The sequence below is a fragment of the Neisseria sp. HMSC068C04 genome (genome assembly GCF_001810105.1).
In the GTDB taxonomy this organism is placed as follows: domain Bacteria; phylum Pseudomonadota; class Gammaproteobacteria; order Burkholderiales; family Neisseriaceae; genus Neisseria; species Neisseria flavescens_B.
This window is the reverse complement of record NZ_KV799909.1, coordinates 1-16,009: the sequence shown is the minus strand read 5'-3', so window position 1 is coordinate 16,009 and position 16,009 is coordinate 1. Positions and strand designations below refer to the sequence as shown.

At 46.0% G+C, this 16,009-nt stretch carries 12 protein-coding genes and 1 tRNA gene; all 13 read left to right on the top strand.

What is annotated here, in order from left to right:
* The coding region (locus tag HMPREF2700_RS01630; RefSeq protein WP_083303928.1) for an EF-Tu C-terminal domain-related protein at positions 1-362 on the top strand (362 nt) is incomplete at its 5' end.
* A gap of 6 nt (positions 363-368) precedes the next feature.
* Positions 369-444 (top strand) — tRNA-Trp (locus HMPREF2700_RS01625).
* A 131-nt stretch (positions 445-575) separates the two neighbouring features.
* Positions 576-851 (top strand): preprotein translocase subunit SecE, encoded by a 276-nt coding sequence (gene secE, locus HMPREF2700_RS01620; RefSeq protein WP_003680696.1) that lies wholly within the window; start codon positions 576-578, stop codon positions 849-851.
* 2 nt (positions 852-853) lie between these two features.
* Positions 854-1,387, top strand: a complete 534-nt coding sequence (gene nusG / locus HMPREF2700_RS01615) for a transcription termination/antitermination protein NusG (protein ID WP_003680697.1) — start codon at positions 854-856, stop codon at positions 1,385-1,387.
* A 104-nt stretch (positions 1,388-1,491) separates the two neighbouring features.
* Positions 1,492-1,926 carry a 50S ribosomal protein L11 gene (rplK, locus tag HMPREF2700_RS01610; RefSeq protein ID WP_002220151.1) on the top strand — a complete coding sequence of 145 codons (435 nt, stop codon included), beginning with the start codon at positions 1,492-1,494 and terminating at the stop codon, positions 1,924-1,926.
* Positions 1,926-2,621, top strand: coding sequence for a 50S ribosomal protein L1 (gene rplA / locus HMPREF2700_RS01605; protein ID WP_070589499.1), 696 nt, complete (start codon positions 1,926-1,928; stop codon positions 2,619-2,621). The genes rplK and rplA overlap by 1 nt, the downstream gene beginning before the upstream one ends.
* A gap of 223 nt (positions 2,622-2,844) precedes the next feature.
* Positions 2,845-3,345 (top strand): 50S ribosomal protein L10, encoded by a 501-nt coding sequence (gene rplJ / locus HMPREF2700_RS01600; protein WP_003680699.1) that lies wholly within the window; start codon positions 2,845-2,847, stop codon positions 3,343-3,345.
* Positions 3,346-3,403: 58 nt separating this feature from the next.
* A complete protein-coding gene (gene rplL, locus HMPREF2700_RS01595) occupies positions 3,404-3,775 on the top strand; it encodes a 50S ribosomal protein L7/L12 (RefSeq protein WP_003677916.1) in 372 nt (123 codons plus the stop codon).
* 189 nt (positions 3,776-3,964) lie between these two features.
* Positions 3,965-8,143 (top strand): DNA-directed RNA polymerase subunit beta, encoded by a 4,179-nt coding sequence (gene rpoB / locus HMPREF2700_RS01590; RefSeq protein ID WP_070589497.1) that lies wholly within the window; start codon positions 3,965-3,967, stop codon positions 8,141-8,143.
* A 156-nt stretch (positions 8,144-8,299) separates the two neighbouring features.
* The gene (rpoC, locus tag HMPREF2700_RS01585; RefSeq protein WP_070589495.1) at positions 8,300-12,475 is read left to right on the top strand and encodes a DNA-directed RNA polymerase subunit beta'; all 4,176 of its coding nucleotides are present in this window, start codon (positions 8,300-8,302) and stop codon (positions 12,473-12,475) included.
* Positions 12,476-12,807: 332 nt separating this feature from the next.
* Positions 12,808-13,179: a 30S ribosomal protein S12 gene (rpsL, locus tag HMPREF2700_RS01580; protein WP_002218431.1), complete on the top strand. Its 372-nt coding sequence runs from the start codon at positions 12,808-12,810 to the stop codon at positions 13,177-13,179.
* A gap of 117 nt (positions 13,180-13,296) precedes the next feature.
* Positions 13,297-13,767, top strand: a complete 471-nt coding sequence (gene rpsG, locus HMPREF2700_RS01575) for a 30S ribosomal protein S7 (protein WP_002240962.1) — start codon at positions 13,297-13,299, stop codon at positions 13,765-13,767.
* An 18-nt stretch (positions 13,768-13,785) separates the two neighbouring features.
* Positions 13,786-15,891: an elongation factor G gene (fusA, locus tag HMPREF2700_RS01570; protein WP_063076706.1), complete on the top strand. Its 2,106-nt coding sequence runs from the start codon at positions 13,786-13,788 to the stop codon at positions 15,889-15,891.
* Positions 15,892-16,009: the final 118 nt, after the last annotated feature.

Genomic DNA, 16,009 nt, shown 5'->3' with positions numbered 1-16,009 from the left:
TAGGCGTATTGCTGCGTGGTACCAAACGTGAAGATGTTGAGCGTGGTCAAGTATTGGCTAAACCAGGTACTATCACTCCTCACACCAAATTCAAAGCAGAAGTATACGTACTGAGCAAAGAAGAGGGTGGTCGTCACACTCCATTCTTCGCTAACTACCGTCCACAATTCTACTTCCGTACTACTGACGTAACTGGTGCAGTTACTTTGGAAGAAGGTGTAGAAATGGTAATGCCAGGTGAGAACGTAACCATTACTGTAGAACTGATTGCGCCTATCGCTATGGAAGAAGGTCTGCGCTTTGCGATTCGCGAAGGTGGTCGTACCGTAGGTGCTGGTGTGGTTTCTTCTGTAATCGCTTAAGTTTAGAGGCCAATAGCTCAATTGGTAGAGTATCGGTCTCCAAAACCGAGGGTTGGGGGTTCGAGACCCTCTTGGCCTGCCAAATAAAAAATTAACCGGCCTTGTGCCGGTTAATTTTTTTGTACTTAAGTTTTAAGATTATTTGGAATTAATTAATGGATCAATGCCACTATCTAAAATGAAGGCGGGTGGGGTATTGATAAGTGAGTAAAGATGACAGAACATCCGTCTGGACGCAAAGAAGACCATCAGAAAAAGGAAGTTGTGGTAAGTAATAAGCCGGCTCCTGAAAAGAAAGAAGGTCTGTTTGCATATTTTAAGAGCTCTTGGACTGAGTTTAAGAAGGTAGTTTGGCCGAGCCGTGATGAAGCGGTCAAAATGACTGTATTTGTGATTATCTTCGTTGCAGTTTTAGCAGCCTTCATTTATGCGGCAGATACAATTATTTCATGGTTGTTTTTTGATGTTTTATTAAATAGGAAAGGGTAAAGATGTCAAAGCGTTGGTATGTGGTACAGGCCTATTCCGGTTTCGAGAAAAATGTTCAAAAAACATTGAAAGAGCGTATTGCTCGTGAAAACATGGAAGAATATTTCGGTCAGATTCTTGTTCCTGTAGAGGAAGTGGTAGATATCAAGAATGGCCGAAAAACCATCAGTGAGCGTAAATTCTATCCAGGCTATGTGTTGGTTGAAATGGAAATGACCGATGACTCATGGCACTTGGTTAAGAGTACCCCTCGAGTAAATGGTTTTGTAGGTGGTAGCGGAAATCGTCCAATCCCAATTTCTCAAAAAGATGCAGATGCTATTTTGCAACAAGCCAAAACAGGTGTTGAGAAGCCAAAACCAAAAGTTGAATTCGAGGTTGGTCAGCAGGTTCGTGTGAATGAGGGTCCATTTGCTGATTTCAATGGGATTGTTGATGAGGTTAACTACGAGCGTAATAGACTGCGTGTTTCAGTTCAGATTTTTGGTCGTGAAACACCGGTTGAATTAGAGTTCGGTCAGGTTGAAAAGATTTAAGTGGTTTAATTCGCTTGAAAAATTTTTTTTAAGCGAATATAATCGCAAATTCTGTTTGGGAAGCGGAATGGTTCCGCGTTATACCCGTTTTTAGGAGTCCTTAAGTGGCAAAGAAAATTATCGGCTACATCAAACTGCAAATTCCTGCAGGTAAAGCCAATCCATCTCCCCCAGTTGGTCCTGCTTTGGGTCAACGTGGTTTGAACATCATGGAATTCTGTAAAGCATTTAATGCTGCAACCCAAGGTATGGAGCCTGGTTTGCCAATTCCAGTCGTGATCACTGCATTTGCAGATAAATCATTCACATTTGTGATGAAAACCCCACCAGCTTCTATCTTGTTGAAAAAAGCTGCTGGTCTGCAAAAAGGTAGTTCTAATCCTCTGACTAACAAAGTGGGTAAATTGACCCGCGCTCAGTTGGAAGAAATTGCTAAAACTAAAGAGCCTGATTTGACTGCTGCTGACTTGGATGCGGCTGTTCGTACTATCGCCGGCTCTGCTCGCTCAATGGGCTTGGATGTGGAGGGTGTTGTATAATGGCTAAAGTATCTAAACGCTTGAAAGCTCTGCGCTCTTCTGTTGAAGCTAACAAACTGTACGCAATCGATGAAGCAATTGCTTTGGTTAAAAAAGCTGCTACTGCTAAATTCGACGAGTCTGTTGACGTATCTTTCAACTTGGGTGTTGATCCTCGTAAATCTGACCAAGTTATTCGTGGTTCAGTCGTTCTGCCTAAAGGTACCGGTAAAACAACTCGCGTAGCTGTATTTACCCAAGGTGCAAATGCAGATGCTGCTAAAGAAGCTGGTGCAGATATTGTCGGTTTTGAAGATCTGGCCACTGAAATCAAAGCTGGTAACCTGAACTTTGACGTTGTTATTGCTTCCCCTGATGCAATGCGTATCGTTGGTCAATTGGGTACTATCTTGGGTCCTCGTGGTTTGATGCCAAACCCTAAAGTAGGTACTGTTACTCCTAACGTTGCTGAAGCAGTTAAAAATGCAAAAGCAGGTCAAGTACAATACCGTACAGATAAAGCCGGTATCGTTCATGCAACTATCGGTCGTGCTTCTTTCGCTGAAGCTGACTTAAAAGAAAACTTCAATGCGTTGCTGGATGCTATCGTTAAAGCCAAACCTGCTGCTGCTAAAGGTCAGTACCTGAAAAAAGTTGCTGTATCCAGCACTATGGGTTTGGGTGTTCGCGTTGATACTGCAAGCGTGAACAACTAAGAAATTTTCAGGTGATCCGGTCTTCTGGATTGCCTGAATTTGGGCTACTTAAAATTAAGTAGATGTCCAAGACCGTAGGGATCGTAAGATTTAATCGTAACTGCCCTACGCAGACGGTAGTCCTGAAACACATTGCAAGATTGCTTGTAAGATGTCTTTTTAGGTTACCGCGCTGGTGGGATATCATTTCGGTATCCTGTTTATAAACAGTGGGAGGTAGACCTTGAGTCTCAATATTGAAACCAAGAAAGTGGCCGTAGAGGAAATTAGCGCAGCAATTGCTAACGCTCAAACTCTCGTAGTCGCTGAATATCGCGGTATCAGTGTTTCCAGCATGACTGAGCTTCGTGCGAATGCACGTAAAGAAGGCGTTTACTTGCGCGTTCTGAAAAATACTCTAGCTCGTCGCGCAGTAGAGGGTACTTCATTTGCAGGTTTGGCCGATCAAATGGTTGGTCCATTGGTTTACGCTGCTTCTGAAGATGCTGTTGCTGCTGCTAAAGTGCTGCACCAATTCGCGAAAAAAGATGACAAAATTATCGTTAAAGCTGGTTCTTACAATGGCGAAGTGATGAATCCTGCTCAGGTTGCTGAGTTGGCTTCTATTCCAAGCCGCGAAGAGCTGTTGTCCAAACTGTTGTTCGTTATGCAAGCTCCTGTATCAGGCTTTGCACGTGGTTTGGCTGCTTTGGCAGAGAAAAAAGCTGGCGAAGAAGCCGCTTAATCGATTTTGTTTCATTTAATCAATTATTTTTTAATACAATATTTGGAGTATAAATAGCATGGCTATTACTAAAGAAGACATTTTGGAAGCCGTTGGTTCTTTGACCGTAATGGAATTGAACGACCTGGTTAAAGCTTTTGAAGAAAAATTTGGCGTTTCTGCTGCTGCAGTTGCAGTTGCAGGTCCTGCGGGTGCTGGTGCAGCTGCTGCTGAAGAAAAAACTGAATTCGACGTAGTATTGGCTTCTGCCGGTGATCAAAAAGTTGGCGTGATCAAAGTTGTCCGCGCTATCACTGGTCTGGGTCTGAAAGAAGCTAAAGACATCGTTGACGGTGCACCTAAAACTCTGAAAGAAGGTGTTTCTAAAGCTGAAGCTGAAGACATCCAAAAACAACTGGAAGAAGCCGGCGCTAAAGTCGAAATCAAATAATTTGATGCTTCCTATGAAGGCTGGCAGTTTTCTGCCAGCCTTATTTTGCTTCTTAAAATAAGCATCAGGCATTGTTTACATTTATTTGCATAGTCTTTATGAAACCATTGCAAATAAATGTAAATATCAGGTTGATGCATGCCGTTGTTTCAGACGGCCTATTATTTAAAATTGCTTTTCGGAGTGTATATGAGCTATTCGTTTACCGAGAAAAAACGTATCCGTAAGAGTTTTGCAAAGCGAGAGAATGTCTTAGATGTTCCTTTCCTGCTGGCAACCCAAATTGATTCTTATGCGAAATTTTTGCAGCTGGAAAATGCTTTTGACCAACGCACTGATGATGGTCTGCAAGCAGCATTTAATTCTATTTTCCCGATTGTGAGCCATAACGGTTATGCGCGATTGGAGTTTGTGCATTACACATTGGGCGAGCCTTTGTTCGATATTCCTGAATGTCAATTGCGTGGCATTACTTATGCGGCCCCATTGCGTGCCCGTATCCGTTTGGTAATTTTGGATAAAGAAGCATCTAAGCCGACTGTAAAAGAAGTTCGTGAAAACGAAGTGTATATGGGCGAAATCCCATTGATGACGCCAAGTGGCTCTTTTGTCATCAATGGTACTGAGCGTGTGATTGTTTCCCAGCTGCACCGTTCTCCTGGCGTGTTCTTTGAGCATGACCGTGGTAAAACACATTCTTCCGGTAAGTTGTTGTTCTCTGCTCGTATTATTCCTTACCGTGGTTCATGGTTGGATTTCGAATTTGATCCAAAAGATTTGCTGTATTTCCGTATCGACCGTCGCCGTAAAATGCCGGTTACGATTTTGTTGAAAGCTTTGGGCTACAACAATGAACAAATCTTGGATATTTTCTACGACAAAGAAACTTTCTATTTGTCTTCAAACGGTGTTCAAACTGATCTGATTGCAGGCCGTCTGAAAGGTGAAACTGCCAAAGTTGATATCTTGGATAAAGAAGGTAATGTACTGGTTGCCAAAGGTAAACGCATTACTGCGAAAAATATCCGTGATATTACCAATGCAGGCTTGACTCGTTTGGATGTAGAGCCAGAAAGCCTGATAGGCAAAGCATTGGCTGCTGACCTGATTGATCCGGAAACCGGCGAGGTATTGGCGTCTGCTAACGATGAAATTACAGAAGAACTGTTGGCTAAACTTGATATCCATGGCGTAAAAGAAATTACGACCCTTTATATCAATGAATTGGATCAAGGCGGCTACATCTCCAGCACTCTGCGTACAGACGAAACTGCTGATCAGCAGGCTGCACGCGTAGCGATTTACCGCATGATGCGTCCAGGTGAACCGCCTACCGAAGAAGCTGTTGAGCAGCTCTTCAACCGCTTGTTCTTCAGTGAAGACAGCTATGATTTGTCTCGCGTAGGCCGTATGAAATTTAATACGCGCACATACGAGCAAAAATTGTCTGAAGCACAACAAAACTCTTGGTATGGCCGTTTGCTGAACGAAACTTTGGCTGGCGCAGCTGAAAAAGGTGGTTACGTTCTGAGCGTTGAAGACATTGTTGCTTCGATTGCTACATTGGTTGAACTGCGTAACGGTCATGGCGAAGTAGACGATATCGACCACTTGGGTAATCGTCGTGTTCGTTCTGTGGGTGAGTTGACTGAAAACCAATTCCGCAGTGGTTTGGCTCGTGTAGAACGTGCAGTTAAAGAGCGTTTGAACCAAGCAGAATCTGAGAACTTGATGCCGCATGACTTGATCAATGCAAAACCTGTTTCTGCCGCGATTAAAGAATTCTTCGGCTCCAGCCAATTGAGCCAATTTATGGATCAGACCAACCCATTGTCTGAAGTAACCCATAAACGCCGTGTATCTGCATTGGGCCCTGGCGGTTTGACTCGCGAACGTGCAGGCTTTGAGGTGCGAGACGTACACCCGACCCATTATGGACGTGTATGTCCTATTGAAACACCTGAAGGTCCAAACATTGGTTTGATCAACTCATTGTCCGTTTATGCGCGTACCAATGATTATGGCTTCTTGGAAACCCCTTACCGCCGTGTTGTCGATGGTAAAGTAACTGAAGAAATCGACTACTTGTCTGCTATCGAAGAAGGCCGTTATGTAATTGCACAGGCGAATGCCGATTTGGACAAAGATGGTAATCTGATTGGCGACTTGGTTACTTGTCGTGAAAAAGGCGAAACCATTATGGCAACGCCTGACCGCGTTCAATATATGGACGTGGCAACCGGTCAAGTGGTATCAGTTGCAGCATCTCTGATTCCATTTTTGGAACATGATGACGCGAACCGTGCATTGATGGGTGCCAACATGCAACGTCAGGCCGTACCGTGCCTGCGTCCTGAAAAACCAATGGTTGGCACTGGTATCGAGCGCTCTGTTGCCGTTGACTCTGCAACAGCAATCGTTGCCCGCCGTGGCGGTGTGGTTGAGTATGTAGATGCCAACCGCGTCGTCGTTCGTGTTCATGATGATGAAGCGACTGCAGGTGAAGTGGGTGTCGATATTTACAACTTGGTTAAATTTACCCGTTCTAACCAATCTACCAATATCAACCAACGTCCGGCCGTAAAAGCAGGCGATGTGTTGCAACGTGGCGACTTGGTAGCCGACGGTGCATCTACCGACTTGGGCGAGTTGGCTTTGGGTCAAAACATGACCATCGCCTTTATGCCATGGAACGGTTACAACTACGAAGACTCGATTCTGATTTCAGAAAAAGTGGCTGCGGACGATCGTTACACTTCGATTCACATTGAAGAGCTGAACGTTGTCGCACGTGACACTAAATTGGGTGCAGAAGACATTACCCGCGATATTCCGAACTTGTCCGAACGTATGCAAAACCGTTTGGATGAATCCGGTATCGTATATATCGGTGCAGAAGTAGAAGCCGGTGACGTCTTGGTAGGTAAAGTAACACCTAAAGGCGAAACCCAACTGACTCCTGAAGAAAAACTGCTGCGTGCCATTTTCGGTGAAAAAGCATCTGACGTAAAAGATACTTCATTGCGTATGCCTACCGGCATGAGCGGTACCGTTATCGATGTTCAAGTCTTTACTCGTGAAGGCATTCAACGCGACAAACGTGCTCAATCCATTATTGATTCTGAATTGAAACGTTACCGTCAAGATTTGGGCGATCAATTGCGTATTTTCGATAATGACGCATTCGACCGTATCGAACGTATGATTGTGGGTCAAAAAGCCAATGGTGGTCCGATGAAGCTGGCTAAAGGCAGTGAAATCACTACTGAATATTTGGCAAGCCTGTCCAGCAAACATGATTGGTTTGACATCCGTCTGGCTGACGAAGACTTGGCCAAACAGTTGGAACTGATTAAATTGAGCCTGCAACAAAAACGCGAAGAAGCGGATGAGTTGTATGAGATTAAGAAGAAAAAACTGACCCAAGGCGACGAGCTGCAACCGGGCGTACAAAAAATGGTGAAAGTATTTATCGCCATCAAACGCCGTCTGCAAGCCGGTGACAAAATGGCGGGTCGCCACGGTAACAAAGGTGTGGTATCACGCATTTTGCCAGTGGAAGATATGCCTTACATGGCTGACGGCCGTCCGGTAGACATTGTACTAAACCCATTGGGCGTACCTTCCCGTATGAACATCGGTCAGATTTTGGAAGTTCACTTGGGTTGGGCGGCAAAAGGTATCGGCGAACGCATCGACCGTATGCTGAAAGAGCAACGCAAAGCCAGCGAGCTGCGTGAATTCTTGAACAAGCTGTACAACAGTAGCGGTAAGAAAGAAGATTTGGACAGCCTGACAGATGAAGAAATTATCGAATTGGCTTCCAACCTGCGTAAAGGTGCATCTTTCGCCTCTCCTGTATTCGACGGTGCGAAAGAGTCTGAAATCCGCGAAATGTTGAACTTGGCTTACCCAAGCGAAGATCCTGAGGTTGAGAAACTGGGCTTTAACGACAGTAAAACTCAAATTACGCTGTATGACGGCCGTTCAGGCGAAGCATTTGACCGTAAGGTTACAGTCGGTGTGATGCACTATCTGAAACTGCACCACTTGGTTGACGAAAAAATGCACGCCCGTTCTACCGGTCCGTACAGTCTGGTTACCCAGCAGCCTCTGGGCGGTAAAGCTCAGTTCGGTGGCCAACGTTTCGGTGAGATGGAGGTTTGGGCATTGGAAGCATACGGTGCGGCATACACGCTGCAAGAGATGCTGACTGTGAAGTCTGACGACGTGAACGGCCGTACCAAAATGTACGAAAACATCGTCAAAGGCGAACACAAAATCGATGCCGGTATGCCTGAATCCTTCAACGTATTGGTTAAAGAGATTCGCTCACTGGGCTTGGATATCGATTTGGAACGCTACTAAACAGAAGTTTTCAGACGGCCTTTCAAGGTCGTCTGAAAAAGCGGTTTCAGAATAAGAATGAAGCAATCGGCATTTGGGCCGTCTGAAATCAAAAGTACCGTTTCCCAATATCGAAAATCCGCCATGCGGTAAAAATACTTCCTTCAAGGAGCAAAAATGAATTTGTTGAACTTATTTAATCCGTTGCAAACTGCCGGCATGGAAGAAGAGTTTGATGCCATCAAAATCGGTATTGCCTCTCCCGAAACCATCCGCTCATGGTCTTATGGCGAAGTTAAAAAACCTGAAACCATCAACTACCGTACGTTCAAACCTGAGCGCGACGGTCTGTTCTGCGCCAAAATCTTTGGCCCGGTCAAAGACTATGAATGTTTGTGCGGTAAATATAAACGCTTGAAATTTAAAGGCGTAACCTGTGAAAAATGTGGTGTAGAAGTGACCCTGTCCAAAGTACGCCGCGAACGCATGGGCCACATTGAATTGGCTGCACCAGTTGCCCATATTTGGTTCTTGAAATCCCTGCCTTCCCGCCTGGGTATGGTATTGGACATGACTTTGCGCGATATCGAACGCGTATTGTACTTTGAAGCATTTGTGGTAACCGATCCCGGCATGACTCCGTTGCAACGTCGTCAATTGCTGACTGAAGACGATTACTACAACAAACTGGACGAATACGGCGACGACTTCGATGCCAAAATGGGTGCAGAAGGTATCCGCGAATTGCTGCGCACCTTGGATATTACCGGTGAAATCGAAATCCTGCGTCAAGAGCTGGAATCTACCGGTTCTGACACCAAAATCAAAAAAATCGCCAAACGTTTGAAAGTATTGGAAGCCTTCCACCGTTCCGGTATGAAACTGGAATGGATGATTATGGATGTGCTGCCGGTATTACCACCTGATTTGCGTCCGTTGGTTCCATTGGATGGCGGTCGTTTTGCCACTTCCGATTTGAACGATTTGTACCGCCGCGTTATCAACCGTAACAACCGTTTGAAACGTCTGTTGGAACTGCATGCGCCTGACATCATCGTTCGTAATGAAAAACGTATGTTGCAAGAAGCAGTTGACTCTCTGTTGGATAACGGCCGTCGCGGTAAAGCCATGACCGGTGCCAACAAACGTCCGCTGAAATCATTGGCTGACATGATTAAAGGTAAAGGCGGCCGCTTCCGTCAAAACCTGCTGGGTAAACGTGTGGACTACTCTGGTCGTTCCGTGATTACCGTAGGCCCATACCTGCGTCTGCACCAATGTGGTCTGCCGAAAAAAATGGCTTTGGAACTGTTCAAACCATTCATTTTCCACAAATTGGAAAAACAAGGTTTGGCTTCTACCGTTAAAGCTGCGAAAAAATTGGTAGAACAAGAAGTACCTGAAGTATGGGATATTTTGGAAGAAGTAATCCGCGAACATCCGATTATGCTGAACCGTGCGCCAACCCTGCACCGTTTGGGTATTCAAGCGTTCGAACCTATCCTGATCGAAGGTAAAGCGATTCAGTTGCACCCATTGGTGTGTGCCGCATTTAACGCCGACTTTGACGGTGACCAAATGGCTGTACACGTTCCATTGAGCTTGGAAGCACAAATGGAAGCACGCACGCTGATGCTGGCTTCAAACAACGTATTGTCTCCTGCCAACGGCGAACCGATTATCGTACCTTCCCAAGACATCGTATTGGGCTTGTACTACATGACCCGCGACCGTATCAATGCCAAAGGTGAGGGCAGTCTGTTTGCTGATGTGAAAGAAGTGCATCGTGCATACCATACCAAACAGGTTGAGCTGGGTACGAAAATCACCGTACGTCTGCGCGAATGGGTGAAAAATGAAGCCGGCGAATTCGAGTCTGTCGTTACCCGCTACGAAACTACCGTTGGTCGTGCATTGTTGAGCGAAATCCTGCCTAAAGGCCTGCCGTTTGAATACATCAACAAAGCGCTGAAGAAAAAAGAAATTTCCAAGCTGATTAACGCATCGTTCCGTCTGTGCGGCTTACGCGATACGGTTATTTTCGCCGACCACTTGATGTACACCGGTTTCGGATTTGCAGCCAAAGGCGGTATTTCCATTGCTGTTGACGACATGGAAATTCCGAAAGAAAAAGCGGCCTTGTTGGCTGAAGCCAATGCCGAAGTTAAAGAAATCGAAGACCAATACCGTCAAGGTTTGGTAACCAACGGCGAACGTTACAACAAAGTAGTCGATATTTGGGGTCGTGCCGGCGATAAGATCGCTAAAGCGATGATGGACAACCTGTCCAAACAAAAAGTCATCGACCGTGACGGCAACGAAGTTGATCAAGAGTCCTTTAACTCTATTTACATGATGGCTGACTCTGGTGCCCGTGGTTCTGCGGCTCAGATTAAACAGTTGTCCGGTATGCGTGGTTTGATGGCAAAACCTGACGGCTCCATTATTGAAACGCCTATTACCTCCAACTTCCGCGAAGGTCTGACCGTATTGCAATACTTTATTGCGACCCACGGTGCACGTAAGGGTTTGGCGGATACCGCGTTGAAAACTGCAAACTCCGGTTACCTGACCCGTCGTTTGGTAGACGTAACCCAAGACTTGGTGGTTGTTGAAGACGATTGCGGTACTTCAGACGGCTTTGTGATGAAGGCAGTGGTACAAGGCGGTGATGTGATTGAAGCCTTGCGCGATCGTATTTTGGGCCGCGTTACTGCTTCTGATGTTGTCGATCCTTCGACTGGCGAGACTTTGGTTGAAGCCGGTACGTTGTTGACCGAGAAACTGGTAGATATGATCGACCAATCCGGTGTCGATGAAGTCAAAGTCCGTACTCCGATTACTTGTAAAACCCGTCATGGCCTGTGTGCACACTGTTATGGCCGCGACTTGGCACGCGGTAAACTGGTTAACGCTGGTGAGGCAGTTGGTGTGATTGCTGCACAATCCATTGGTGAACCAGGTACTCAGCTGACCATGCGTACGTTCCACATCGGTGGTGCGGCATCTCGTGCGGCAGCGGCCAGCCAAGTAGAAGCCAAATCCAACGGTACAGCACGTTTCAGCAGCCAAATGCGTTATGTTGCCAACAACAAAGGCGAGTTGGTTGTCATCGGCCGTTCTTGTGAAGTAGTGATTCACGACGATATCGGTCGCGAACGTGAACGTCACAAAGTACCTTACGGTGCAATCCTGCTGGTACAAGACGGCGAAGCCATTAAAGCCGGTCAAACTTTGGCAACTTGGGATCCGCATACCCGTCCGATGATCACCGAACACGCAGGTACGGTGAAATTCGAAAACGTGGAAGAGGGTGTTACCGTTGCGAAACAAACTGACGATGTCACCGGTTTGTCTACTCTGGTAGTGATTGACGGTAAACGTCGTTCCTCTAGTGCTTCTAAACTGTTGCGTCCGACTGTCAAACTGTTGGATGAAAACGGTCTGGAAATTTGCATCCCTGGTACGACTACCCCAGTTTCTATGGCATTCCCGGTCGGTGCGGTGATTACCATCCGTGAAGGTCAGGAAGTCGGTAAGGGTGATGTATTGGCGCGTATTCCGCAAGCGTCTTCTAAAACCCGCGATATTACCGGTGGTCTGCCACGCGTAGCCGAATTGTTTGAAGCACGCGTGCCGAAAGATGCAGGTATGTTGGCAGAAATTACAGGTACTGTTTCCTTCGGTAAAGAAACCAAAGGTAAACAGCGTCTGATTATTACCGACGTAGACGGTGTAGCATACGAAACCCTGATTTCTAAAGAGAAACAGATTTTGGTACACGACGGTCAAGTGGTAAACCGCGGTGAAACCATCGTAGACGGTGCCGTAGACCCACACGACATTCTGCGTCTGCAAGGTATCGAAGCATTGGCTCGCTACATTGTTCAAGAGGTGCAAGAGGTTTACCGCCTGCAAGGTGTGAAGATTTCCGATAAACACATCGAAGTCATCATCCGTCAAATGCTGCGTCGAGTGAACATTGTTGATTCCGGTGATACAGAGTTCATTACCGGTGAGCAAGTTGAGCGTGGCGATGTGATGCTTGCCAATGAAAAAGCCATGGCTGAAGACAAAGAGCCTGCACGTTATGAAAACGTGTTGCTGGGTATTACCAAAGCTTCCTTGTCTACAGACAGCTTCATTTCTGCGGCATCGTTCCAAGAAACAACACGCGTCTTGACAGAGGCCGCTATTATGGGCAAACAAGACGAGCTGCGCGGTTTGAAAGAGAACGTGATTGTCGGTCGTTTGATTCCTGCCGGTACAGGTTTAACCTATCACCGCAGCCGTCATCAACAATGGCAGCAAGCTGATCAAGAAACTTCTGAAACCGAAGCTTCAGACGAATAATCCCTTGGGATTATTGTGAAAATAAAACCGCAAGCCAGTCTTGCGGTTTTATTTTTTAGAGGACATAAAAGAGGGTGGAGTTTAAGGCCGTCTGAATAAATAAGGAAAGCAATGAAGAAAAAAATAAGTAGAGAACCAAATTGCGGACTTGTTTAAAATGCCAAAGGCCGTCTGAATCTTTCAGACGGCCTTTGTTTCCAAAATTTAGACATAAATTGGAAAACACCAAACTTTATCAGTCATTTGCTTGACTAAACCCTTGCAATAAAAATATAATTCCAATCTTGTCGACATGGTGTCGGCAAGTATTTAACTCAACAGGACGAGAAAATATGCCAACTATTAACCAATTGGTACGCAAAGGCCGTCAAAAGCCTGTGTACGTAAACAAAGTGCCTGCACTGGAAGCTTGCCCGCAAAAACGTGGCGTGTGCACCCGTGTATACACAACTACCCCTAAAAAACCTAACTCTGCATTGCGTAAAGTATGTAAAGTTCGCCTGACCAACGGTTTTGAAGTCATTTCATATATCGGCGGTGAAGGCCACAACCTGCAAGAGCACAGCGTCGTATTGATTCGCGGCGGTCGTGTAAAAGACTTGCCAGGTGTACGTTACCACACTGTACGCGGTTCTTTGGATACTGCAGGTGTTAAAGACCGTAAACAAGCCCGTTCTAAATACGGTGCTAAGCGTCCTAAATAATTATCGGGACTCAAATAGGCACGTCGGCCGCCTAAGCTGAACAACGGCCGAGTAAGTGAATACTCAATTGGGTATTCATGGGAATTGACCCAACTGAATAGATTAAAGGAAATTAAAATGCCAAGACGTAGAGAAGTCCCTAAGCGCGACGTACTGCCAGATCCTAAATTCGGCAGCGTTGAGCTGACTAAATTTATGAACGTATTGATGATTGACGGTAAAAAATCTGTTGCAGAACGTATCGTTTACGGTGCGCTGGAACAAATTGAGAAAAAAACCGGCAAAGTAGCAATCGAAGTATTTAACGAAGCCATTGCAAACGCCAAACCTATCGTGGAAGTGAAAAGCCGCCGTGTAGGTGGTGCAAACTACCAAGTTCCTGTTGAAGTTCGTCCTTCACGTCGTCTGGCTTTGGCAATGCGCTGGGTTCGCGACGCGGCCCGTAAACGTGGTGAGAAATCTATGGACCTGCGTTTGGCAGGCGAATTGATTGATGCGGCTGAAGGTCGTGGCGGTGCGTTGAAAAAACGTGAAGAAGTACACCGTATGGCTGAAGCTAACAAAGCATTCTCTCACTTCCGTTTCTAATATCGAAAGGCTAACAAAATGGCTCGTAAGACCCCTATCAGCCTGTATCGCAATATTGGTATTTCTGCCCATATTGACGCGGGTAAAACAACCACAACAGAACGTATTCTGTTCTATACAGGTTTGACTCACAAGTTGGGTGAGGTGCATGACGGCGCAGCAACTACCGACTACATGGAACAAGAGCAAGAGCGTGGTATTACCATTACTTCTGCTGCTGTGACTTCTTATTGGTCCGGTATGGCGAAACAGTTCCCTGAACACCGTTTCAACATCATCGATACCCCGGGACACGTTGACTTTACCGTAGAGGTAGAGCGTTCTATGCGTGTATTGGACGGTGCAGTAATGGTTTACTGTGCAGTAGGTGGTGTTCAACCTCAATCCGAAACCGTATGGCGTCAAGCCAACAAATACCAAGTTCCTCGCTTGGCATTTGTAAACAAAATGGACCGTCAAGGTGCCAACTTCTTCCGCGTTGTCGAGCAAATGAAAACCCGTTTGCGCGCAAACCCTGTACCTATCGTAATCCCGGTTGGTGCAGAAGATAGCTTCAGTGGTGTTGTTGATCTGCTGAAAATGAAATCTATCATCTGGAACGAAGCTGATAAAGGTACAACCTTTACCTATGGTGATATTCCTGCTGAGTTGGTTGAAACTGCTGAAGAATGGCGTCAAAACATGATTGAAGCCGCAGCAGAAGCCAGCGAAGAATTGATGGATAAATACTTGGGTGGTGAAGAGCTAACCGAAGAAGAAATCGTAGGCGCATTGCGTCAACGTACTTTGGCAGGTGAAATCCAACCAATGTTGTGTGGTTCTGCATTTAAAAACAAAGGTGTTCAACGTATGTTGGACGCAGTAGTAGAATTGTTGCCTGCTCCTACCGACATCCCTCCTGTTCAAGGTGTTAACCCTAACACTGAAGAAGCAGACAGCCGCCAAGCCAGCGATGAAGAGAAATTCTCTGCATTGGCGTTCAAAATGTTGAACGACAAATACGTTGGTCAGCTGACTTTCATCCGCGTTTACTCTGGTGTCGTGAAATCCGGTGATACCGTATTGAACTCTGTAAAAGGTACTCGTGAACGTATCGGTCGTTTGGTGCAAATGACTGCTGCGGACCGTACTGAAATTGAAGAAGTACGCGCTGGCGATATCGCCGCTGCTATCGGTCTGAAAGACGTTACTACCGGTGAAACCTTGTGCGCAGAAAGCGCGCCGATTATCTTGGAACGCATGGAATTCCCTGAGCCGGTAATCCATATTGCCGTTGAGCCGAAAACCAAAGCTGACCAAGAGAAAATGGGTATTGCCCTGAACCGTCTGGCTAAAGAAGACCCTTCTTTCCGTGTTCGTACAGACGAAGAATCCGGTCAAACCATTATTTCCGGTATGGGTGAATTGCACTTGGAAATTATTGTTGACCGTATGAAACGCGAATTCGGTGTGGAAGCTAACATTGGTGCGCCTCAAGTTGCATACCGTGAAACTATCCGCAAAGAAGTTGAAGCTGAATACAAACACGCTAAACAATCCGGTGGTAAAGGTCAATACGGTCACGTTGTGATCAAAATGGAACCTATGGAGCCGGGTGGTGCAGGTTACGAATTTATCGACGAAATTAAAGGTGGTGTGATTCCTCGCGAATTCATTCCTTCTGTCGATAAAGGTATCCGTGACACTCTGCCTAACGGTATCGTTGCAGGCTACCCAGTAGTTGACGTACGCGTACGTTTGATCTTCGGTTCTTCGCATGATGTCGACTCTTCACAACTAGCCTTTGAATTGGCAGCTTCTCAAGCCTTTAAAGAAGGTATGCGTAAAGCCAATCCGGCTCTGTTGGAACCAATCATGGCAGTTGAGGTGGAAACACCTGAAGAATACATGGGTGACGTAATGGGCGACTTGAACCGTCGTCGTGGCGTTGTATTGGGTATGGATGATGACGGTATCGGCGGTAAGAAAGTTCGCGCCGAAGTACCTCTGGCAGAAATGTTCGGTTACTCAACCGACCTGCGTTCTGCAACCCAAGGCCGCGCTACTTACTCCATGGAGTTCAAAAAATACGCTGAAGCTCCTGCTCACGTAGCTGCTGCTGTAACTGAAGCCCGCAAAGGCTAATCAGAAAAGGCCGTCTGAAACTGAAAATAAATTTTCAGACGGCCATTGTTCTTTAATCGATCTTTATATGTAAAGGAATTAGCTCATGGCTAAGGAAAAATTTGAACGTAGCAAACCG